Here is a 23937-nt window from a genome sequence, read left to right as displayed (position 1 = left end):
AAATTGTTTTGATATATTCGTTTGATAGTATCTAAAAGGATATTCTAATTAATCTAATGCTTGCAGACTACGCCTTGTCTGCAAGGAGGCAAGGCGTAGTCTATATACCTCTTCCAGAAAACAACCTGATTGCACTTAAACTGGTATATTCTGACTACCTACTACCATAATCTGATTACTTGTAAAAAATGTAGCTATTTTTTATAAAATTTATTAGCCAATTATTTGCAGAAATAAAAGAAACCTTTATCTTTGCTTCAAATTTAAAATTGTAATGATTACAATTTTGTATAAATAGAGCCTATGAAGCCATATAACCGATTATTAGAGTACAACATAAAACCTTCCATGCAGCGTATTGCCATTATGGAATATCTGATGGAACATCGTACACATCCGTCGGCTGATGAAATATATACAGCTTTATCTCCCTCAATGCCAACGCTTTCGAAGACAACAGTATATAATACGCTAAAACTGTTTGCAGAGCAGGGGGCGGCTCTGATGCTCACTATTGATGAACGTAATGCTAATTTTGATGCAGATACTTCACCGCATGCGCATTTTATTTGTAAAAGGTGCGGAAATATATATGATTTGGAACTTCCTATTGAAATAAAGGAGGTTATAGGTCTGCAAATGGATGGGCATGAGATAACTGAAATGCATTACTACTATAAGGGTATTTGTAAGAATTGCTTAAAAAATATACGTATTGACTAATTAATTAAAATTAAAGACAAAATGAAGAAATTTAGATGTACTGTATGCGGTTACGTTTACGAAGGTGACGCAGCTCCTGAGAAATGTCCATTGTGTAAAGCACCTGCCAGCAAATTTGTAGAAGTGGTTGAAACTGAAGGTGGTGCACTTACTTTTGTTGACGAACACGTAATTGGCGTTGCCAAAGGTTGCGATGACGAAATGATTAAGGATCTGAACAATCACTTCATGGGCGAGTGTACAGAGGTTGGTATGTACTTGGCTATGAGCCGTCAGGCTGATCGCGAAGGTTATCCTGAAGTAGCAGAGGCTTTCAAACGTTACGCTTGGGAAGAAGCAGAACATGCTTCTAAATTTGCTGAGCTGCTGGGTGACTGTGTATGGGATACTAAGACTAACCTGGAGAAGAGAATGAACGCCGAAGCTGGTGCTTGCGAAGATAAAAAACGTATTGCTACCCGCGCTAAAGCATTGAATCTGGATGCTATTCATGATACTGTTCATGAAATGTGTAAAGATGAGGCACGTCACGGTAAAGGTTTTGAAGGACTTTACAACCGTTATTTCGGAAAGAAATAATAAATATATAGTTCACAAATGAAGAAAAGGCTTGTGTCTGTTTAACAGATGCAGGCCTTTTTTATTAAACTTTCTTAGAAAAAGATTGTAATCACTAAGATACGGTTATATTTGTGCATAAACTTTTAAAAACCACAGATTATGAGGAAAGTACAACTGCTATTATTGTGCCTGTTTATCTCAATGGCTACATTTGCTGCTGATAAAGTGATCCGGTTGCCTAAACCGAATTTGAACCGTAATAGTGAGGTGATGCAAGCATTTGCCAACCGTCATTCTACGCGTGAATATGCTGCGAAAGCGTTAACTCTTACTGATTTATCAGACTTACTCTGGGCTGCCAATGGTATAAATCGTCCGGAAGAAGGAAAACGTACAGCCCCTTCGGCGATGAACAAACAAGATGTAGATGTTTACGTAGTACTGCCTGAAGGTACTTATTTGTATGAAGCTAAAGCTCATCAGCTGAATCTGGTGGCTGAAGGAGATCATCGGGGAGCAGTGGCAGGAGGACAGGCTTTTGTAAAGTCGGCACCCGTTTCTTTATTGCTGGTTAGTGATTTGTCTCGTTTGGGTGATGCCAAGAATACTCATACTCAGTTGATGGGAGCTGTGGATGCAGGCATCGTTTCACAGAATATTTCAATCTTTTGTTCTGCGGCCAAACTAGCTACTGTACCACGGGCTTCAATGGATACTGCTAAATTGAAAAGTGTATTGAAACTGACTGATACTCAGTTACCATTGATGAATCATCCGGTAGGATATTATAAATAGTGATAAATGATTAGTGATAAGTGATTAGCTAGTTGCGTTATAAACGCTGCATAGCACTAATCACTAATCACTAATCACTTATCACTACTCACTGCTTCAACAAGAATTCGTCTATTGCTTTTTTGTAGGTGGCTTTATCTGCTGCACCACGGAAAAGTTGTGGCTCTCCATTCATTGGGATGAATACAAAGAGAGGAATACTTGTTGCATTAAACAAAGCTGCTAATTCCTTTTCTTTATCCACATTAACTTTATAAATTACGATCTTGCCGTCGTATTCCTTTGCCAGTGACTTCATGATAGGTGCTGTCATTCGGCAAGGACCACACCAGTCTGCGTATAAATCAATAATGGCAGGTTTATTACCTTTGTATTTCCATTCTTTGGTGTTCTCGTAATCAAATACATCCTTAATGAACATATCTTTATTCATTACGATTACTTCACCGCTTTTTACCTCTTTACCTTGTTGATCTGCATTTATCTTGCTTCCATCATTGAAAGCGTAAATAATTACGCTGACCATGACAAAAGCTACCATAGCTAATACCTTCTTCATTCTTAATTTTTATGTGAATACTGTTCAATAACTCCTGTTAATTCACTGGCGTGTATCATTCCGGAGTGACGCCATACAGCTTCTCCATTACTGAATAGTATGAATGTAGGTACGGCCTGTATACGGAATCTTGCTGCCAGTTGTTCATGTTGGTCCACATCAATCTTAGCGATGCGGGCTTTATCTCCTATCTTAGCTTTTACTTCTTCAAGAATTGGTTTCATTGCCTTACAAGGACCACACCATTCTGCAAAAAAATCTACTAAAACCGGGACCGGTGACTGTATTAATTCATCAAATTTTTCCATAATTTTCCTTTCTTAAAATGAATTGTCAGCCTCTTCGGGCTGCGAATATAATTACTATTTTAGATATATAACGCCGAAAAACTGATTTTGTTCATAAAATAGTAACTGTAAAGACATCAGCTTGTAATGTGAAATATGGACTTTTGCATATCGAAAAACTGAAATGTTATGCATTTACGCACGTATTATCCTACAGTGGTTCTTTCAGATATTCATCTGGGAACTCAGCACTCCAAAACAGAGGAGGTGACCCGCTTCCTTAAATCAATCAATTGTGACCGTCTGATATTGAATGGAGATATTATTGACGGGTGGCATCTGAAAAAAAGCGGTTTAAGTAAATGGAAGGCTAAACATACGGATTTTTTCAAAGTTATCATGAAGATGATGGAGAACTTCGGTACCCAGGTTATTTATGTTCGTGGTAATCATGATGACTTTCTTGATAATCTGGCACCACTGAACTTTTATAATATACAGATTGTTAAGGACTGCATCTACGAAAGTCACGGTAGACGTTATTATGTGACGCATGGTGACGTTTTTGATAGAATAACTACTCAAATGAAGTGGTTGGCTAAACTGGGCGATACCGGATATACATTTTTACTTTGGCTTAACAAAGTGTATAATGCCCGGCGAATGAAACAGGGAAAACCTTATTATTCACTATCCCAGTCTATCAAGAATAAAGTGAAATCAGCCGTTTCTTATATTTCTGATTTTGAAAAAGAACTGGTAATACTGGCAAAGGCCAGAAAGTGTGACGGAGTAATTTGTGGTCATATTCATCATCCTGCCAATACTTGTTATGATGGAATTCATTATCTGAATTCCGGTGACTGGGTAGAGTCACTTTCAGCATTGACAGAAGATGAGGAAGGAAACTGGAGTGTGCGTTACTTTGATAATGTACTGACGCCGGAAAAAGAACAGGAAGAAGGGGAAACCAAACAAATAACAATAGCCTCATGAGATTTTTATTTATTGTTCAGGGAGAAGGGAGAGGACACCTTACACAAGCGTTGACTCTCGAAGATATGTTACGGCGCAATGGGCACGAGGTAGTAGAAGTGCTTGTGGGTAAAAGCTCGTCGCGTACTTTGCCGGGCTTTTTCAACCGGAATATAAAGGCTCCGGTGAAACGTTTTCTCAGTCCTAACTTTTTACCTTCGCCCGATAATAAACGTGCTAATTTGAAAAAAAGCTTAGCTTACAATCTTATACACTTACCGGAATATGTCCGTAGTATGTGTTATATAAACCAACGGATCAGGAAAACAGGGGCGGAAGTAGTAATCAACTTCTACGAACTTTTAACCGGGCTTACCTATATGTTCTTCCGCCCTTCTGTTCCGTACGTTTGTATTGGGCATCAGTATTTGTTTCTGCACCGGGAGTTTGAATTTCCGGAGAAAGATGTTGTTCAATTATTCATGCTGCGCCTCTTTACACGGATGACGAGCTTGAAAGCGAAGAAGCGTTTAGCTCTCTCTTTCCGTAAAATGCCCGAAGACAGAGAAAATAATCTTGTTGTAGTTCCTCCTCTGCTCAGACAGGAGGTAATTGCTATTCGTCCCGAAACAGGAAATTATATTCATGGTTATATGGTCAATGCCGGTTTCTCTGATAGTGTGAAAGCTTTTCATTCAGTTCATCCGGAAGTACCTTTACATTTTTTCTGGGACAAGGCAGATACAGAGGAGGTGACTCGGATGGATGAGACGTTGAGTTTTCATCAGCTTGATGATGTGAAATTTCTTAATTATATGGCAGGATGTCGTGCTTATGCCAGTACCGCAGGCTTTGAGTCTATTTGCGAGGCCATGTATTTGGGTAAACCCGTATTGATGGTACCAGCCCATATTGAACAAGATTGCAATGCTTATGATGCAGCTCGTGCGGGTGCCGGTATTGTGGGTGACTCGTTTGCACTTGAACCCTTGCTTCGCTTTGCCGGCAAGTATTGTCCTAGTCGTGAATTTATTTACTGGGCACGTAGCAGTGAACGGCATATTATCTGTGAACTCGAAAATCTGATTGATCATCAGTCAGTAATAAATATACCAACACTTACTAATTATTTACCGATATGAAACTGGATAAAACAGATTATGTGCTTGAGCGTACATCTGATGGCGGTTATTACGCTTGGCTTGCCGTGAATATTCAATGTAATGCGTATGGAGATTCCCCTGAAGAAGCAGTCGATAATTTACAGCAATCAATGGAAGATTTGATTGATGAAATGTATCTGGTAGAAGAATTTATTTGACGATTCATTACCTGTTACTCCTTAAAAAAGTATACCTTTGAAGGCATAACATGATACTTAATAAGGGTTAGCGACATTATGAATACATTTCCTTCCGGAATTAAATTTAAATATCCATGGCGAAATTATCAGGTGAGAGTTCTTGCCGAACTTGAAAACTTTCTGGATAACAACGCTTTGCATGTAGTAGCACCTCCCGGATCAGGAAAAACAGTACTCGGACTTGAGGTGATGTTACGAATCAATAAGCCTACTTTAATCTTAGCGCCGACTATTGCAGTACGCAATCAGTGGATCGATCGTTTCTGTGAACTTTTTCTGCAGACAGAGGTTATACCGGAGTGGATATCATGTGACATTAGACATCCTTCATTTCTTACTGTTTCAACTTATCAGGGGTTACATGCAGCCTGTAATGACTTTAAAGATAATTGTCGTTCGGGTAGTTGTATGAGGGAGATTGTCCGATTACTTCGTGAACAGGGAATACAGACCGTTGTTGTGGACGAAGCCCATCATCTGAAAAATGAATGGTGGACTACGTTGATTAGTCTGAAAGAAGAATTGAAACCGACTCTTGTGGGACTGACCGCTACTCCACCTTATGATGTATCTGTCAATGAATGGCAACGTTATATTGAGTTGAATGGTCCGATTGATACAGAGATTACTGTTCCGGAACTGATTATCGAAGGAGACTTATGCCCTCATCAGGATTGTGTCTGTTTTTCGCGTCCTTCTGCCGAAGAATATAAAGTGATCGATAAATATCGCAATCAGGTATATGCGCTTTTTCAGGAGATCAAGCAAGATGAAGAACTGATTCGTGCCATGATTTCTCTGTCTGTATGGACTGAGCCGAATAAGAATCTCGACTGGATTTACAGTAATATGCCTTACTACTCTTCTTTACTTATATTTCTGAATACTGCCGGGCTCTCTGTTTCGTCCGAACATCTTGACGTTTTGGGAGACAAACATCCCGATTTTCCAGTCTTTGACTATCAATGGGCACAAGTATTACTTGAGTTTTATCTGCTGAAAGAAAGAGATAGGTTCACCGGATTTGAGAAACACCAGGAAGAACTTGAACACCGCTTACTACGTCATGGGGTAATGGAACATAGGCAGATAACTTTTTTGCAAAACAAAGAGATCACCTCATTGTTGGGCACCAGTATTGAAAAGCTGAATAGTATTTATCAGATTGTGAATTTTGAATATCGTCAGTTGGGACAAGGATTACGATTGGTAGTACTCACTGATTTTATTCGTAAAGAGTTTCTTGTCAATGCCGGGGAGAATACCCTTGAACTTAATAAGTTGGGGGTAATACCCATTTTTGAGAAACTTCGCAGAACGAACTCTGAACACATGAAAATAGGAGTGCTGACAGGGAGTATTATTATTCTGCCCGTTTCTGCCTGCGAGTTGTTTGAGGCTTGTGCAGAAAGCAGGGGAGTGACGAAACTTACTTATAATCCATTACCTTACGATACCGGATACATACAAGTGGCGCTGACTGAAGGGCTGAAAAACGATGTTGTGAAAATAGTGACGGATGTGTTTCAGAAAGGTGGTATAGAGATATTGATAGGTACTAAGTCGCTGTTGGGGGAAGGATGGGATGCACCGGTTCTGAATTCATTGGTATTGGCCAGCTTTGTCGGTTCTTTTGTGTTATCCAATCAGATGAGAGGGCGTGCTATTCGCGTGGAAAAGGGAAACAGGGAGAAAGCGAGTAATATCTGGCATTTGGTTTGTGTAGATCCCACAGTTTCAGATGGGGGAAATGATGTAGAAATGTTGAAAAGGCGTTTTCGCAGTTTTGTGGGAATATCTTATCTCGAAACAGGAGGAATCGAAAATGGAATTAGCCGGTTGGGATTGCCTGCTGACTTTTCCGATACAGAAGCCATAGATGCAGCCAATGACAGGGCTTTTCTACGTGCTTCTCAGCGTGAAAAATTGAAAGATCAGTGGGAACGGGCGTTGGGCAATGGTGTCAGTCTGGTAGAGGAAATAAAGATACCGCGTGATACAGAATGCAGGCATACACATGAATTGCAGCATTTGTATCTGAATCGTACTATATCTTATTTATTGAGCAGTCTTGCCTCCGGTTTATTGATGTTTGGTCAGGAAGTCTTGTATGGTTTGTTCAAAATACGTTTTCGGCGGGTGGAAGAGTTACAATTTGTGTTGGTGATTATAGGACTTGCCGGATTGTTTCTTTTCGGACGTGAAATGTGGAAGGCTTTCTGGTTGTACATCCGTTATCGGGATATATCAAAAGACATTCATAAGATAGGGCAAGCATTGGCATTGGCACTTGCCAGGGCAGGCGTGATAAAATCAGAGAAAGTGACTGTGGTTTCGGAACTCGATGAGGATGGTGCTGTGCTTTGCCATTTGGAAGGAGGTACGCGTTATGAAAAATCGATGTTTATTAATGCACTTTCAGAGCTTGTTTCTGTTGTGAATAGTCCCCGTTATCTTATTATTCGTAAAAGTCATTCTTTGTTTCACACGGCTCAGGTAGATTATCACTCTGTGCCCGAGTTGATAGGACGTAAAAAAGAGTGGGCCGCTTATTTGAGTACTCAATGGAGGAGATTGGTTGGAAATAACGAGTTGGTGTATACTCGTATACAAGATGGAAGGAAGATTTTATTGCAAGCTCGTATAAAATCTCTGGCAGCACAATTCGCTGATAAGTCGGAGACGGTGAGTAAATGGCGGTAGTAATAATGGTTCAATGTGCCAATGTGCTAATATGCTAATGTGCCAATATGCCAATGTGTCAATAAGCTGTGCAGTGTAATAGCGCAGCCCATTGGCACATTGACATATTGGCACATTATATAATTATTCTTTAATATCCAGCTCTTTGATTATATGTGAAGCTCCCGCATACTTTTCAATAATGAAGAGAGTATAGCGGATATCTACACAAGCGGCACGCTGAGAAGAGGGACGGAAGGCGATATCTCCTGTCAATCCTTCATAGTTACGGTCAAAGCCGGTACCTATCAGTTGACCTTTGCCATTGAATACCGGACTACCGGAATTTCCTCCTGTATTGTCAGTATCTACAATGAAGCAAACAGGCATTTCACCATTCTTCATAGCATAGCGTCCATAATCTTTTGCTTCGTATAATTGCTTCAACTTAGCGGGTACAACGAATTCCCAGTTATTAGGGTCTTCTTTTTCCATAGCACCTTTCAGAGTTGTATAATATTTGTATACTGCTCCGTCCGCCGGTTCATATGAGGCTACTTTACCATATGTCAGTCTCAGTGTAGAGTTGGCATCCGGATAAATAGGAATACCTGCTTCCTGACGCATATCCATCATACCTTTCACCCATACTTTGTGGGCAGCATCATAGTTTGTATTAGCATCATGCATTGCCAATGCTGTCTGCATCAATCCGTCGGTGATAGAATGTTTGAGCAGAATCATCCAGTCTTTGTCTATTTTGTTCAGGCTGGGTTTTTGAAGGAACTTTTCAAAATTCTCTTTATTTCCAAAGATAGAATACGTAAAGCAGGCATCTACAAATGCATCACTATCTCCTTTGAAACGGCTGTCTATCACTTTGAATATACTGATTCGCTGTTCCTGGGGTATATAGCCCATATAAGTTTTCAGCATTTGTTTACCTACCAGTTTCTCTACTTCGGGGAAAGGTACAGAAGCGAAATACTTTTCACCTGCGATTTTCAGTTCTTCAGTTGCCTTTTGAATTTCTTCTTTATTTTTTTTCTGTAATGCTGTTGACAGTGTTTTGGTTGACGGTATCTTCATAAAGTCCAGAGCTGTTACCAATGCTTCGTTGATGGCTTGTTGGTGATACATGGCGTCACGACGATGAGCAACGATAGAACGTATCTCGTCAAATGCTTTCTGGTAAGAATCATCTCCTTTATCACGTCCGCGAGCCAATAGTTGCTCTTGTTGTGCACGTTTCGTATCCAGTACTTTGAGACGGATTAACCCCTCGTTCATACCAATAGCATTCTTCCAGTAATTGGCGGATGAAGCATATTTACTGGCATAGTGAATGCGCACGGCAGGATCTTTCAACATTTGTTCCATTAATACTTCCTGACGGTCACCGCGTACATGCTGACGCATGAAGTTGGTGGTCTGCATACGTTCTTCTACCTCGTCGGAAATCATATAACGCCAGTTGCGTCCGGGGAATCCCATAACGAAAGTAAAGTCTCCTTCCTGTATTCCTGCAAGGCTGATTGTGAGATGTTTTTTCACTTTCAATGGAACATTGTCTTTGGAGTATTCAGACGGTTTACCGTCTTTATCTGCGTAGATACGAAACAATGAAAAATCACCGGTATGGCGAGGCCACATCCAGTTGTCTGTATCAGCACCAAACTTACCGATGGAAGAAGGAGGGGCACCTACCATGCGGATATCACTGTACACCGTTTTAACAAAAAGATAATAACGGTTGCCTCCGTAGAAGGCTTTCAGTTCCAGTTTGGTTGCCGGGGTTACTTCGATATTTTCTGCTTTGGCAAAGCGATCGGCTACTTTCTCCAGGTATTTGGGAGACAGATAATTGGTTCCGTCAGGATCTTTATCTATCTTCAATTGTTCGTTGACGTATGGTGTGACGTCCAGTATACGGTCGATAAAAGTAATTTTCAGTCCTTCGCAAGGAAGTTCTTCATCCCGGTTCATTGCCCAGAAACCATCTGTCAGGTAGTCGTGTTCCACACTACTGTGTTGCTGGATAGCACCATATCCACAGTGGTGGTTAGTCAATACTAATCCTTCTGCCGAGATAACCTCTCCGGTACAGCCGCCACCAAAGTGGACAACTGCATCTTTAAGTGCAATTCCATTAGGACTATATACTTCTTCAATCGGAATTTCCAGTCCGAGTTCTCTCATAACAGCAGCGTTCTGAGCCTGTAAGTCGGTCAGCATCCACATACCTTCGTCGGCATGTGCTGTAAGGGCCACAAGAGAGAGGGCAGCTATTAATAATTGTTTTTTCATTTATATATAATAATGTGCTAATTTGCCAATATGTCAATGTGCCAATTAGTTGCGCTGTTATGCTGAAGAGCAATTGGCACATTGGCATATTAGCACATTGAATAATTATTCTACAATTGTCATTTCATCAATTAAGTGTCCGCATCCGCCAAGTTTATCGAGGATGAAGAGAACATAACGGATATCCAGGTTGATACAACGTTGCAGGTCATTATCGAAATTGATATCCCCACTCAACGATTCCCAGTTGCCGTCAAAAGCACAACCAATCAACTCACCGTTCTCATTCAGCACAGGGCTTCCGGAATTACCACCGGTGATGTCATTGGTTGAAAGGAAGCAGACTGGCATATCACCATTAGGCATTGCATAACGTCCGAAGTCCTTCTTTTCGATCAGCTCTTTCAGTTTTGCAGGCACATTGAACTCGCGGTCTTCCGGGTTTTCTTTTTCCAGAATACCATCTGTTGTGGTATAGTATTTATAGAATACACCGTCTCTTGGGCTGTAAGGCTTCACATTACCGTAAGTCAGACGTAGTGTGAAGTTGGCATCCGGATAAGAAGGAACAGGGAGTTTCATTTCGCCCAGGCCACGGATATAGATCTTATGCAGTGAGTCCAGCTTTTCATCTTCAGCCTGAAGTGCTGATCTGAGTTCTATCAGTTTTTCATATTTTCCACGTGAATATTGAGTAGCCAGATCTTTTTGGATGGCTTTTACAGTTGGCTTTTTGATAAACTTATCAAAGTTAGCCTGGTTAGCCATAATAGAGGAGTCGTACATTGCATCAACGAACTTGTTATAATCTCCTTTATATTCTTTTTCAATCGTGTTGTAGAAGTTAGGGCGCTGTTCTGCCGGAATCATTTCAGCATAAAGCGGGAACAAAGCTTTGGCTACTTTACGATCTACTTCGTGGTCATAATCTTTGTCGTGAATCTTGGCAAAGACTTCTTTCAGAATTTTGATATTAGCGTTAACGGCAGAGTCATTCTTTTCTTCCAGTGCTTTTTCCAGTTTTTCCATGATCTGATAAGGACTTCCAAATTCAATGGCAGCAAAGAAAGCTTCTGTCAGGCAAGTACCTTGATAGGTGAGAGGAGCGGTAATGGCTATCGCATCATCAATTTCTTTCACTACATTCATGTAGGCTGCATTGTTTTTTTCTTTGGCAAATTGTGCAAAACGTGCTTCTTGTTCTGCTTTTGTACCCAGCACATCATTATCAATAATGGCTTTATTCATTCCGATAGAATTTTTCCAGTAATTGGATGAACCTGCATATTTGTTGGCATACTGGATACGGGTCTTATCACTGGCGTTCATTACTTCCTTCAATATGTTCAAACGAGCTGTACGTATACGAATACGTGGTTCGTTGATTGAGTTCATACGTTCTTTTACTTCCGAAACTGTGAGATAACGGCTGGTACTTCCGGGGAATCCCATAATCATGGCATAATCACCTTCTTTCAGTCCTTTCAAAGAGATAGAAAGATGTTTTTTGGTTTTCAAAGGTACATTGTCTGCACTGTATTCAGCTGGTTCGCCATTGGCATCTGCATAGATACGGAACATAGAGAAATCGCCGGTATGGCGAGGCCACATCCAATTATCCGTTTCACCACCAAACTTACCTACTGATGAGGGGGGAGCAGCTACCATACGTACATCCGGATATACCTTCTTATAAAACATGTAGAATTTGTTACCTGCATAGAACGGCAAAGCCTGTGGAACAATACCTGGCTTTTCATTCAGATCACTCTTTGCATAGAGATCTTTTGCAAGTTTATTAAGAAACTCCGGAGTAAAAGATTCAGCTTCTGTGATCTCTTTAGACTCTATCTTCTGGTTTACAAGATCTGTAATATCTTCAATTCGTTCGATAAATGTGAATTTTAATCCCGGAGTTGGTAATTCCTTATCTCTTGAAGTAGCCCAGAAACCGTCTGTCAGATAATCGTGCTCTACCGAACTATGCTGTTGGATAGACGAATATCCGCAATGGTGGTTAGTCAGGATAAGTCCTTCCGGCGAGATAATTTCTCCGGTACATCCACCACCAAAGATACCTACTGCATCTTTCAGAGATACTCCATTCGGGTTATAGAGATCAGTTGCTTCCAGCTTTAATCCCTGTTTTTTCATCATGTCGATGGAGTTTTGCTGCTGCATCAGTTGTAACAGCCACATTCCTTCGTCCGCTTTAACGGAACAAACGATTAGCGCCATTAGCGCCAGTACATAAAGTTTTAGTTTATTCATCTTTTTGATATATGATTTATAAATTATGATTTATCCTTTCTTCTCCCTTCTCAATTCTCCCTTCTCCCTTTTTAAGGCTTCCATTATATTTGCCGGAGCACGTTTATTCATCAACTCTTTTTTCATGAAATCCATATAGGGTGCTACATGCTGGAAAAATTGATAATAACCTTTGCAAAGGTAGTTCAGTCCGGGTTCTCCGCTTGCTGTTCTTACAAAACGGTTCTTTGGGCATTCTCCGTTACAGGCAAATAAGAACTCACACTCTTTACATTGAGTTGGGAGAGAGCTTTGCTTCATTTGTCCAAAGGCATTCTGCTTTTCGCTATACATCATCTCTACCAGAGTCTTGTTGTAAATATTCCCCAGTTTATATTCAGGGAATACAAAGTGGTCGCAAGAGTATACATCTCCATTGAATTCCATTACTCCGGCATGGCCGCAAGTCTTGGCCATAGAGCAAACACCGGGTTGTTCACCAATCCAATTAGCGAGTGTTGAATCAAATAATTGTATATAGTAGTTTCCTACATCTTCTTTTACCCATTCGTCAAATAAGGTACATAGAAAGTTACCCCATTGTTCCGGCGTAATGGAAAAGTCTGCAAGTTCACCACTTTCTTGTTCAGCAAGTGAAGCCAGGTGACGTCCGTCAGTGTGCTTGAAAATACGTTCTACGATAGGAGCAAACTGTATATAATGACAATCGAGCTCTTTGAAGAAACGGTAAAATTCCAGTGGATAGTCTGCATTATAGTCGTTTACTACCGCCATGGCATTCCACTCCACTTTGTGCTTTTTGAGCAGGTTGATACCCTGCATTACTTTTATAAAAGAAGGTTTTCCCTGCTTATTTTTTCGATATTCATCATGGAATTCCTGTGGACCATCGATAGACACGCCTACCAGCCAGTTGTTTTCACGAAAGAATTCACACCATTCGTCCGTCAGCATAGTACCATTGGTCTGTATGCAGTTATCTATTGTACGTCCTCGGGCATATTTTTTCTGTAGTTCCATTGCCCTTTTATAAAAAGATAAAGGACGCATTAATGTTTCTCCACCATGCCATGTGAAAAGTACCTGTGGCATTGTCTGAGAGTTAATATATTCTTCAATGAACTTTTCCAGAAGTTCTTCACTCATTACATGTTTGGGATTCTCTTTATATAATTTAGCCTTTTCCAGGTAGTAACAATAATCACATGCGAGATTACACACTGCTCCAACGGGTTTTAGCATCACGTAGAGCGGTTTGGCAAAGGGTGCGTAAGTTGACATTCTATTATATTATGAATTATAAATTATGAATCAGAACCGTTAATGTTGACTATTTGTCAAGTCATAGCTTGCAAATTTAGATAAACTAAATGAAAATACATACCCAAAACTGGTGTTTATAAGGATTATTAAAGAAAAGAGTCTTACAAGTTTTAAATATTGATAAAATGTTTCATTCAAATCTGAATCCGTTGTACCTTTGCAACATGAAAACCTACAAACAGATGCGTGTGAGTAAATTTTTGCCTTTATTGCTTTTGCTTCTCGTCTTTACTTCCTGTGGTCGCAAGTATAAGATAGAAGGTTCGTCATCGGTAAGCAGCCTTGATGGAAGAATGTTGTTTATAAAAACATTGCAGGAAGGAAAATGGATAAAGCTTGATTCGGCAGAGGTTATTCATGGATTGTTTTCAATGAAAGGTGCTGTGGATTCTGTGGTGATGGCTACTCTCTATATGGATGATGAGGCTATTATGCCTTTAGTGATTGAAAAAGGCGATATTAAAATAACAATTACCAATACAGAACTGGCTGCCAAGGGTACTCCTCTTAACGATGCTCTTTATGAGTTTATAGATAAGAAAAATGCCATGGATGTGAAGATTGAGGAGTTAGAACATAAAGAAGCTCGCATGGTAATGGAGGGTGCTGATCTTGCTGATATTCATGAGCAGTTGACGAAGGAGGGTGAAGCACTGATCAATGAGATGAATCAGTATGTTAAGTCGTTTATATCTGATAATTATGAAACAGTGTTAGGTCCCAGTGTCTTTTTGATGCTCTGTAGTAATCTTCCTTATCCCGTAATGACTCCGCAAATAGAGGATATAATGAAAGATGCTCCTTATTCTTTTAAAATGAATAAAATGGTGAAGGAGTTTGTATCTAAGGCAAAAGAGAACATGCAACTTATTCAGGAACACCAACGCTTGGAACAAAACGCTGCTGTAAGTAACTGATCTAAGAGTTTTTTGTGTATTTTTGCACAAAACTCAATATAGACATGTTACGACGTACTACTTATCATTTTTTGTCTTTGCTCATTCTATCCTTATGGGTAATTTCTTGCCAGACGACTCCCGATTCAGTCGTTCAAACACTATCTTTGGTTGAAAAATGCATGGAGGTAGCCCCGGATAGTGCTCTTAATCTTCTAAAACGTATACCCAATCCTGAAGTTTTACATGGTAAAGCCCAGGCAGACTATAGCTTATTGATGACACAAGCTATGGACAAAAACTACATTAAACCGGAATCGGATTCTTTGATTGCAATTGCAGTAGGATATTATGGTTCTCATGATGAGAATTGGATAGCTAAAGGAAAGGCGTTCTTCTATTATGGTAGGGTAATGAAAGAGCTGAATCGTCCGGAAGATGCCATGAGGTATTATTTGAAGGCCAGAAGTATATTCGAAGGGAGCAAGGAGTACAGAATGTTGGGACTTATTTCGGAGGAAATAGGAACATTGAACTGGAATCAGGATCTTGCAGACGAATCTCTTTTGAATTATCAGAATGCACTACGTTATTATTGTATAATTAGTGATACGTGTTGTATGAGTTATGCATCCAGAAATATTGGGCGATATTACCTTTCTGTGGGTGCAAATTCAGATAGTGCATATGTCTATTATCAAAAAGCTTTGGAACTAGCTCATAATTCTAGATGTAAGTTAGAGTTAACCATCCTTCAGGAGTTAGGAATGTTTTATCGCATGAAAAAGGATTATCGGGAAGCTGAGCATTATTTGCTACAGGCTCTTAAAGTAGAAGGAGGAAAATCTTTTTTTTCTGAAATATACTTATCATTAGGTTATAACTATCTGTTGATGGATAATAAAACAGCGGCAGAAATATATCTGAAGAAAGCAGTAGAAGCTAACAATGTTTATACGCAGTCAGATACTTATAGACTACTTTTTGAATTAGAAAAATTACGTAAGAATCCTTGGGAAGCTATAGGATATAAAGAGAAGTCTGATTCATTAAATAGAGAAATTCAAAAAGCAGAGATAAGAGAAACGGTAGCGAGTTTACAGAAGAAATATGAGAATGAGAAATTGCAAAACGAAAACCTTCAGTTGAAGATTAAGAATCAAACGATTGTTTGGGTTTGTTTCTTATTGTCCTTTTTGGTTTTTCTTGGTGCCTATTATTTTTATTATAGACAGCGCCGTAATAAGAGACGAATCCAAGAGATTGAAAAGCAGATCGTTGAAAACAGAGAAGAGATAGCACTCTATCAGGAAGAGTTGGTAAATTACCAGGAATTGCAAAGTGAATCAGAAGATTATCGTACTAAGATTGGAGAATTGAATGGAAAAGTTTTGCTTCTGCAAGGACAGAATAAAACGCTAACAGAACGTTTGAATACATTGGGTGGTGATATTGATAATTCCTGTTCTCCTATTGATGCGAGGTATATATCTACATTCCGTATGTTACTTTCGTTAAAGTCTGGTGCTGTGAAAGGAGAACTCTCCCGCCCGGATTGGGAATGTTTATTTGACTTATTTAATTATTTGTATTCGGATATGCTTATTCGCCTGCAGGAGGAATATCCTGCATTGACTAAACATGATCTTGAAATTTGTTGTTTATTGAAGTTTGGTTTTACTAATGATGCGTTAAAACGTGTCTTTTTCACTACATCTGACTCTATAACTAAAGCTAAAGGTAGATTGAAAAAACGCTTAAATATATCAGCTCAGGAGGATTTAGACCATTTTATACGAAATTACTAAGAAAATAAATTTCCAATTGTCCGGGTCGATAATTTTTTATTTTCTATAATTATTTGATATATAGCTGTTTACTTCTTGTTGGACTTACTCAAATTGTCCGGGTCGTTTTTTTGCTTTTCTCGCCAGTACATCGTACATTTGGAGAAACAAAAAACAGTATATTTATGAAATCACGTTTGTTTATGTCATTATTGGTAGCATTGTTTATGATGAGCAATGTTTTTGCTGGTACTCCTCTTGAAGATGGGTTAGTATTAAAAGGAGAGTTTTCTCAAGCTGGCAGTCGTTCGTTAGATCCTGCTATTCCTATTGAAGCAACTTTCGAAGGAAATGTTTTGATTGTTGAATTTACTGCTCCTGTAGGTGATGTGAATATAGTAATAAAGAATGCCGCTCAAAATGTGTACACCTCTTCTATAGAGGTAACTGCTTGTGGGCAATCACTTGCTATTCCTGTAGAAGATTACAATGCTGGTACTTATACAATAGAATTTAGAAACTCAAAGGATGGTTATGTTTATGGCAACTTTACATTAATGTAATCCATAAATATGATATGAGGAAAATTCTATTTTCTGCTTGTTGCAACACATATACACAGCAAAAGACCTGTGAAGGTTTGATAAAGCTGTTGAAAGATGGACGTTATCAAGTGGATATGGCAGGCGATGTTGCCAAGGAGATGTGGCTTTCTTATAATCTTGCCTTTGCTTTTAATAGAAGAGGTTATGAGAAAATACAGACATTACGCCCTGCCATTCCAATTGTTTATTCGATCTTGGCAGATGATTATGAAGATGAGTTTATAGAAGGTGCTGCGCAGTATGAACATTTACTGCTCATTGCACCGGAAAAAACTTATTCCTGTGATAGTTGTGTTACAGCTCTTCCTTTTCCGTGGAACGGAGAAGTGGACAGGTATCTTAAATATCCGTATTCAAAGCCAACTATTCTTGTTGGAGTGGGTAATGGGCGTTCGGCATTAAGAACATTTATCGTTTTGAACACACTGACTCAATATAAGATTAATATCATTTATTCGGGAGAACAGGAACTTTATGATATAGGATATGCATCTCATGTAACTGTACGTGAAGAATTTGAGTTAGATACATTGATACAAAATGCCAGTCTTGTAATAGGTCATAAATATGTGGCTCTGCAAGGAGCTTTGCATAAAAAGCCTGTTATCGTTATTGGTGATTATGGATCGGGTGGTTTGTTGACTTCTGCCAATGTAGTAGAACAATATCATAACCACTTCTTAGGCAATGTAGGTGGAGAATTGGATGAATACTTTTCTCTGGACCAATTGCAAAAGGAAATAACAGCAGCTTCTAAACTTTCTGTACGTGAGTTAGAGGCTATTTCAGAAAAATTGAAAAAAGAAATGTCAGAGAATAATAGAAAAGTATGGAACATTGTTTCATCTTATTCGATAATACGAAATTCCTAAATCTTACATGTTTTCTAAATTGTAGTAATTAGATTTGATTTGTATAGATTAATACACGATTGGTTGGGGTGTGGGGTGCGTGAGTATCCCACACTTGTTTTTATATATAAAAAGAGTCTATCTATTATATATATCTGTAATACAACACGTTAAAAAGTACGTACTTTATGCGTATAAAGTATGCATTTTAACGATGTATTAAATAGGTAATTAACACATACTTAAATACGTACTTTTGTAATATAAAGAATCTATCCCCGATATATTGAAAAAATGATATATCTGTTTCCGCCTAATTTGTATGTTTTTGATGTTTGGTATAATTACATACCTATTGGGCGAGGATAGATATATATGTATTCATTGTCTTCTCCTATCTTTGCGTCAACAGTTATTTACTTATGAAAGACGCAATGATTAAAATACTACCTGTCTTTATCACGATATTTTCTTTTCTCTTCAGTTCGTGTAAAGAAACAAACCAACGTTTGGAATACGCTTTGGCTTTTGCCGGCGATAACCGTTCGGAGTTAGAGAAAGTCTTAACCTATTATAAAGATGATTCTCTTAAATTGAAAGCCTGTTGTTTCCTTATCGAAAATATGCCTCGATACTTTAGTTATACCGGACACGTACTGGATAGTATTAAAGCTATTAAAGCCAGTGTGGATAAAGAGGGTAAATTACCGGACGAAAAGGTGAATCCTCTGAAAGGCTTCACCTATAACCATCTCCCTAAAATATATGATGCACATGTTATCACTGCTGATTATCTGATAGAGAATATAGAATTGGCTTTTGAAGAATGGGAGAAACGCCCTTGGAACAAATATGTTTCGTTTGATGAATTTTGTGAGTTGATTCTTCCCTATCGAATAGACAATGAGCCATTAGAGAACTGGAGAAGTATCTATCGTGAAAAGTTTTCTTTTCTGCTCGATTCGGTATACACAGGTTCTGATGTTATAAAAGCCTCCAATGTGATTGGGCAACACCTGAGAGACGAAAAATTCATATTCAATCGTAATTTGAATCTTCCTCACTTGGGAGCACAATTCTTATTGAAACATCGGGTAGGTAAGTGCATAGACTCCTGTGATTTTCTGGTATATGTATTACGTTCCTTAGGAATCCCTGTTGCAGTAGATGAACTTCCCTTTTCTCCGGATCATCTGGCAAGCCATACCTGGAATGTTGTTTTAGATACTACACATCTCTATGTCCCGTTTTGGTTTACAGAGAAAGATGCTGTCAGAGGTGATCGGTATGATGATGGTAGGAAAAGGGGAAAAGTACTTCGAGCCTGTTTTGGTATGCAGCCCGAACCCTATGAAGGAATGATACATAATCCTAAGGTACCCTCTTATTTTAAAGATCTTTTTAGATTGGATGTCAGTAAGGAGTACTTCCAGACTCAGTATGAAGTTCCTTCGGAAGACGAATCGGAAGAATATATGTATCTTGGTATTTTCAGTCCCCGCAGATGGGTTGCTGTAGATATGGCAAAAGTAGTCGACGGTAAAGCTGTATTCCATAACATAGAATCTGATATCGCCTACCAACCTCTTTATTTTGATGGGAAGAGATATCGGCAGACCGGACATCCTTTCACTTTGAAGGGAGATTCGTCAATCACCTTTGTTCCGGATAAGAATCAAAGTGAACGTATCATAGTGACACGCAAATGTCCTCTCTATCCTCGTATAGCCAATCATATGACGAAAGTGGTAGGGGCCAAAATTTATAGTTCTTTATCTAAGGATTTTCAACACAAACTACTATTATATCACATCGTCGATACACCGAAAGTGAATATAAACACGGTGCACTTCGATATTCCAAGAAAGTGCCGTTATATTCGTTACGTTGCTCCCGACGATCTCTTTGTCGAGATTGCCGATCTCAACTTTTATTACAAAGATCAGCCTCTCAAAGCCATTGACATTTATGAAAGTGATTATGAGGGTCAGCCTCCTGCTGATGAATTACCGTTGTGCATGGATCATGACCCTCTGACACTATTTCTCTCGCGAAAAAAGGGAAGCTATATTACGATGGACTTCGGTAAAGAAGTACTTATAGACCGCATGGTATATATCCCCCGTAATGATGACAATTTTATTCGGATAGGAGATGTCTATGAACTACGCTATCAAGCTGGAAATGAAGGGTGGGTTTATGTTGATAAACAAAAGGCTGTGAAAGACACTCTTATTTTTGATAAAGTACCCAAAGGGGCTTTGTTTCACCTTCGGGATTTGACCCGGGGAAAAGAAGAGAAGGTGTTTTATATAGAGAATGGGAAGCAGGTGTTTCCTTAAAAAGAAAGAATTTTATAATTGATTTCTATTGACAATATGGCATTAAAGAAAATTATATTATCTCTTATTGTTACTGTTGCTTTCTGCATAGTTGCTTGTAGTACTTTCATTCGTTTTGAAATGGATGATAACTATTTTCAGCTTTTACCTATGTCTATAGGTGTTGTAGTCGTTGCTATTGTAGCTGTCTTTTCATGTTTTCTAAGAAAGGGCAATCAAGGTTTTCATTTCATTTTTTCTGATTTTCTTTTTGTCATTATAGTAGCGTATTATGCTGCCCGTTACGATTACGAACTTCAATTGGCTAATTGGAAAATTATATATGCTGCATTACTTCTATTACTATGGTTTGCAGCGCGTATTATATTATCTAATTTGTCCATTTCAAGGAGTATTTTGTTAGGTGGTTTTGTAGGCATAGGCTGTGTACTGGCTATTTGGGGGTTATTACAATTATATGGATTTGAAAAATCAAATCATAATTTGTTTCCTATTACTGGTCCATTTTATAATCCAGGACCTTATTCCGGATATATAGCAATGTTATTTCCTATTGGTTTCAATCAGTTATTATCAAGTCAGGGAAAGATACGGTATCTATGGTTATTTGCATTTTCAATAATGATCATCATTTTACCAGCTGGGATGAGTCGATCAGCTTGGTTAGCTTTACTTATTAGTTGTATGTGTTGCTTATTCATACATAAGAATTGGCTTTGTAAAATAAAATCGTATGCTTGTTTGCATTGGGAAAAGACTATTTTACTATCTATATTGAGTGTTGGACTTTTGATTGTATTCTTTTTATTTCTTTTTCAAATGAAAGAGGATTCTGCTAATGGTAGGTTATTTATCTGGAAAAACACATATAAAGCTATTCAAAATCAGCCTCTTTGGGGATATGGACCGGGTAGCTTTTCTATGATATACGGCCGTGAACAAATAGCCTATTTTGCGTCGGGAAATAATAGTTCTATAGAAGCGCATGTAGCTGGTTCGCCCGAATATGCTTTTAATGAGTGTTTACAGGCTTGTTTAGAAGGAGGTATTCTTTTATTGTTATTGATGGTTGTTTTATTTATAATATGTTTACGTAAAGGTTTTTTTAATAAAGAGTATGGTTCGTGTGCTGCTCTTTTGGCTTTATTTGTATTTTCGTTGTTTTCTTATCCTTTTCAGCTCTTACCATTTGGAATAGCAGGAGTGTTATTACTCGCTATATGTGTCTCGGACTCTAATTCAGTGTACATAAATACACAAAAGATTGGTATTTCTTTTCTAACTGTATTTATATTATTTAGTTCTATTATATCTTTTTCTTATTTATGGCATGTGAAAACAGTTGCAAAAAAGTGGAATCAATTTAATATTTTACGAATTCATAAAGCCTTTGATGAGGCGTCAATAGGCTATAGTGAACTTTACGCAGAGATGAAATATAATGTGGATTTTCTTTTTAACTATGCTCAAATCCTTTCTGCTCAGAAGAAATATGATGAAGCTTGTGATGTACTTGAACGGGCAAAGTTGGTATCTTGTAATGTAAGCTTATGGAATGTACAAGGCAAAACGTATCAATTAAATGCTAAATATAGAGAAGCAGAAAGATGTTTTAAAGAATCAGCAAATTTGTTGCCTAATCGACTTTATCCTTATTATTTATTAGCTAAGCTCTATATCGAGCCAGACTTTTTCAACAAAGATAAGGCTAAGCAGATGGCTGAGATCGTGTTGAGGAAAAAGCCAAAAGTTCATTCTCGGGCAGTTGACGAAATGAGATTAGAAATGGAAGCTTTATTAAGTAATATATTACAAAATTATTAACAACTAAAAAAAGAAAAATGAAAAAACAGATTCGATTTATCGCTTTGGCAGTTGCACTAAGTGGAGTAGCTGCGTTAAATGTGAAAGTTGCGTTAGCTGCAAAAAAAACGTATGATCTAACACTGAGTAGAATAGGAACGCTTGATGAAGATCCTGAAGGGGGGATCAATAAAGACGAACATGGGGTTTCTGATTGCGATATTTATAAGTATAATCGCGAGCAGGCTGAGTCTTATGTTATACAAGTAGTAACGCCTGGGATAAAAGCAAAAGGAGGGTTTTCCTATAAAGGCCGATGGATACAAATAGGTTTGGAGGTCTCTATTAATGCCACTGTAGGATTCCCAGATTGTAAAGATAGCAAGCCTAATTGCTGTCTTAAATCACATTTGGAAAAGGGACTTCAATATTATTAATAATGTTAAGGATGGGGTTAGGTATTTATTTTATCATTGGAATTTTGGCTAAGATTGTACAAAAGGAATGAATATTAGAATACCTAACGCCTACTTTCTTGTAAAATATTCAGTAATGAAATCTAAAATATTCATATTATTAATCGTATTATTAAATTTTAGTTCTTGTTCATTTAGAGAATCTAAAATACATAATACTTCAGATATTATTCCTATTGAACTTTCTACTTTAGAGAAAATAGATCCATTTACAAGTAGTAATAATCACTTGAATAAATATCGTTTATTAAGGTTGGAAACTATTGATGATTGTCTTATTAAATGGATTGAAAAAATTATTGTAGATGAAAACTTTCTTTTTATAAAAGATTCTAATCATAAGTTATACGTTTTTGATTTGATAACAGGTCATTTTTTAAATTCAATAGGAAAAATAGGAGCTGGACCTACGGAATTATTGACTTTTGTTGACTTCTATATAGACTCAATAGAAAAAGCTGTTTTTATTTATGATATGTCCAAGTCGAAGATGTTTAAATATTCGTACAGAGGTGATTTGCTCGAAATTTTAAATTGTAGTGATCGTCTATTTTCTGATTTTACAAATCTTTCCTATGTACGAGATGGTGATATAATATTAACCATGTTTAATAATTCATCGGTAAGATATAACTATAAGGTCCTTGGTGCTGGTAAGTATAATCTAAAAGGTGAATATTTACCATATTGTGCTACAGGTTTTTTAAATCTTGTTTTTAAAGATCAAAAAGTGGCATGTAATAAAACTGATTGTTACGCTGTTACCTATCTGTCGGATACTATTTACCAATATACTTCAAAGGATGGCTTTTATCCGAAATACATATTTAATAGTAGTTTAAAGCATGTGGAGAGTAATACATTTAAAGAGGTTAATTCTTTTGAAATAGCTCTTGAAGCAGCTACTTTATTGAAAAAGAAAGGATTTTCTCCTGGAATTTTAGAATTGTATGCAACTGATGAATTACTATATTTTCCTTATTATTTAGGGACTGATGAATATAAAATTTATTGGAATATTAAAAAGCAAAAAGGATATTATATAAAGAATTATATAAATATGGATCCTGTGAAAAGTTTAGATAACATAATTGCAGCTACTAATGATGCCCTGATACGTGTTATTCCTTCTGAAGAGCTTCTCAATGTTCGAGATAAATATGAATATACAATTGAGGAAAAAGAATTTTTAAAAAAGATAAAAGAAGAAGATAATCCTATTTTGGCATTTTATTATATACATTGAATATGAGGAACCTTTTTTTAATTAAAATAATAACTGGAATTTTATTTTCGAGTTGTTGTAATGGTACTAACCGTTCTCCTAAAAT

General features: G+C 37.8%; 20 protein-coding genes. 15 read left to right on the top strand and 5 right to left on the bottom strand.

Annotation, left to right across the window (positions count from 1 at the left end; all coding sequences use genetic code 11):
- Positions 1–303: 303 nt before the first annotated feature.
- From VCM39_RS14350 to VCM39_RS14340, 3 genes are all read left to right on the top strand, one after another.
- Complete coding sequence (locus VCM39_RS14350) at positions 304–723, top strand: Fur family transcriptional regulator (RefSeq protein WP_122202093.1); 420 nt, start codon at positions 304–306, stop codon at positions 721–723.
- Positions 724–744: 21 nt separating this feature from the next.
- A complete protein-coding gene (locus VCM39_RS14345; protein WP_002561768.1) occupies positions 745–1302 on the top strand; it encodes an NADH peroxidase in 558 nt (185 codons plus the stop codon).
- Positions 1303–1443: 141 nt separating this feature from the next.
- Complete coding sequence (locus VCM39_RS14340) at positions 1444–2079, top strand: SagB/ThcOx family dehydrogenase (protein ID WP_221648819.1); 636 nt, start codon at positions 1444–1446, stop codon at positions 2077–2079.
- Between the two features lie 88 nt (positions 2080–2167).
- On the opposite strand, the gene VCM39_RS14335 is transcribed toward VCM39_RS14340, so the two are convergent.
- Positions 2168–2638: a thioredoxin family protein gene (locus VCM39_RS14335; RefSeq protein WP_221648818.1), complete on the bottom strand. Its 471-nt coding sequence runs from the start codon at positions 2636–2638 to the stop codon at positions 2168–2170.
- 2 nt (positions 2639–2640) lie between these two features.
- The gene (gene trxA / locus VCM39_RS14330; protein ID WP_007484901.1) at positions 2641–2946 is read right to left on the bottom strand and encodes a thioredoxin; all 306 of its coding nucleotides are present in this window, start codon (positions 2944–2946) and stop codon (positions 2641–2643) included.
- A 168-nt stretch (positions 2947–3114) separates the two neighbouring features.
- On the opposite strand from trxA, the gene VCM39_RS14325 reads away from it, so the two are divergent.
- From VCM39_RS14325 to VCM39_RS14310, 4 genes are all read left to right on the top strand, one after another.
- Positions 3115–3921, top strand: a complete 807-nt coding sequence (locus VCM39_RS14325; RefSeq protein ID WP_289294020.1) for a UDP-2,3-diacylglucosamine diphosphatase — start codon at positions 3115–3117, stop codon at positions 3919–3921.
- On the top strand, positions 3918–5042 hold the full coding sequence (locus tag VCM39_RS14320; protein ID WP_221648816.1) for a glycosyltransferase family protein: 1125 nt from the start codon (positions 3918–3920) through the stop codon (positions 5040–5042). Before VCM39_RS14325 ends, VCM39_RS14320 begins: the two co-directional genes overlap by 4 nt.
- A complete protein-coding gene (locus VCM39_RS14315) occupies positions 5039–5221 on the top strand; it encodes a type II toxin-antitoxin system HicB family antitoxin (RefSeq protein ID WP_002561762.1) in 183 nt (60 codons plus the stop codon). The genes VCM39_RS14320 and VCM39_RS14315 overlap by 4 nt, the downstream gene beginning before the upstream one ends.
- A gap of 78 nt (positions 5222–5299) precedes the next feature.
- Positions 5300–7966 (top strand): DEAD/DEAH box helicase family protein, encoded by a 2667-nt coding sequence (locus VCM39_RS14310; protein WP_322934159.1) that lies wholly within the window; start codon positions 5300–5302, stop codon positions 7964–7966.
- 123 nt (positions 7967–8089) lie between these two features.
- Here VCM39_RS14310 and VCM39_RS14305 read toward each other — a convergent pair whose 3' ends face one another.
- The 3 genes from VCM39_RS14305 to VCM39_RS14295 all read right to left on the bottom strand — a co-directional run bounded on the left by VCM39_RS14305 (position 8090) and on the right by VCM39_RS14295 (position 13804).
- Positions 8090–10252, bottom strand: a complete 2163-nt coding sequence (locus VCM39_RS14305) for a S46 family peptidase (protein ID WP_322934158.1) — start codon at positions 10250–10252, stop codon at positions 8090–8092.
- 105 nt (positions 10253–10357) lie between these two features.
- Entirely contained in the window at positions 10358–12523 is a 2166-nt protein-coding gene (locus tag VCM39_RS14300) for a S46 family peptidase (protein ID WP_221648813.1), read from the bottom strand.
- A gap of 30 nt (positions 12524–12553) precedes the next feature.
- Positions 12554–13804: an anaerobic sulfatase-maturation protein gene (locus tag VCM39_RS14295; RefSeq protein WP_322934157.1), complete on the bottom strand. Its 1251-nt coding sequence runs from the start codon at positions 13802–13804 to the stop codon at positions 12554–12556.
- 230 nt (positions 13805–14034) lie between these two features.
- On the opposite strand from VCM39_RS14295, the gene VCM39_RS14290 reads away from it, so the two are divergent.
- The 8 genes from VCM39_RS14290 (at position 14035) to VCM39_RS14255 (ending at position 23852) form a co-directional block, all read left to right on the top strand.
- Positions 14035–14763 carry a DUF4369 domain-containing protein gene (locus VCM39_RS14290; protein ID WP_221649083.1) on the top strand — a complete coding sequence of 243 codons (729 nt, stop codon included), beginning with the start codon at positions 14035–14037 and terminating at the stop codon, positions 14761–14763.
- Positions 14764–14807: 44 nt separating this feature from the next.
- Positions 14808–16550 (top strand): hypothetical protein, encoded by a 1743-nt coding sequence (locus VCM39_RS14285; protein WP_322934156.1) that lies wholly within the window; start codon positions 14808–14810, stop codon positions 16548–16550.
- A 164-nt stretch (positions 16551–16714) separates the two neighbouring features.
- Positions 16715–17092 carry a DUF3244 domain-containing protein gene (locus VCM39_RS14280; protein ID WP_322934155.1) on the top strand — a complete coding sequence of 126 codons (378 nt, stop codon included), beginning with the start codon at positions 16715–16717 and terminating at the stop codon, positions 17090–17092.
- A gap of 14 nt (positions 17093–17106) precedes the next feature.
- Positions 17107–18006, top strand: coding sequence for a hypothetical protein (locus tag VCM39_RS14275; RefSeq protein ID WP_322934154.1), 900 nt, complete (start codon positions 17107–17109; stop codon positions 18004–18006).
- Between the two features lie 413 nt (positions 18007–18419).
- Positions 18420–20327, top strand: coding sequence for a transglutaminase domain-containing protein (locus VCM39_RS14270; RefSeq protein ID WP_322934153.1), 1908 nt, complete (start codon positions 18420–18422; stop codon positions 20325–20327).
- Positions 20328–20363: 36 nt separating this feature from the next.
- A complete protein-coding gene (locus VCM39_RS14265) occupies positions 20364–22151 on the top strand; it encodes an O-antigen ligase family protein (protein WP_322934152.1) in 1788 nt (595 codons plus the stop codon).
- Between the two features lie 17 nt (positions 22152–22168).
- Entirely contained in the window at positions 22169–22567 is a 399-nt protein-coding gene (locus tag VCM39_RS14260; RefSeq protein WP_322934151.1) for a hypothetical protein, read from the top strand.
- Positions 22568–22682: 115 nt separating this feature from the next.
- Positions 22683–23852, top strand: a complete 1170-nt coding sequence (locus tag VCM39_RS14255; RefSeq protein ID WP_322934150.1) for a 6-bladed beta-propeller — start codon at positions 22683–22685, stop codon at positions 23850–23852.
- Positions 23853–23937 lie beyond the last annotated feature (85 nt).

The organism is Bacteroides mucinivorans (assembly GCF_034654355.2).
Classification (GTDB): Bacteria; Bacteroidota; Bacteroidia; order Bacteroidales; family Bacteroidaceae; genus Bacteroides; species Bacteroides nordii.
This window is presented reverse-complemented; position numbering and strand designations above follow the sequence as displayed.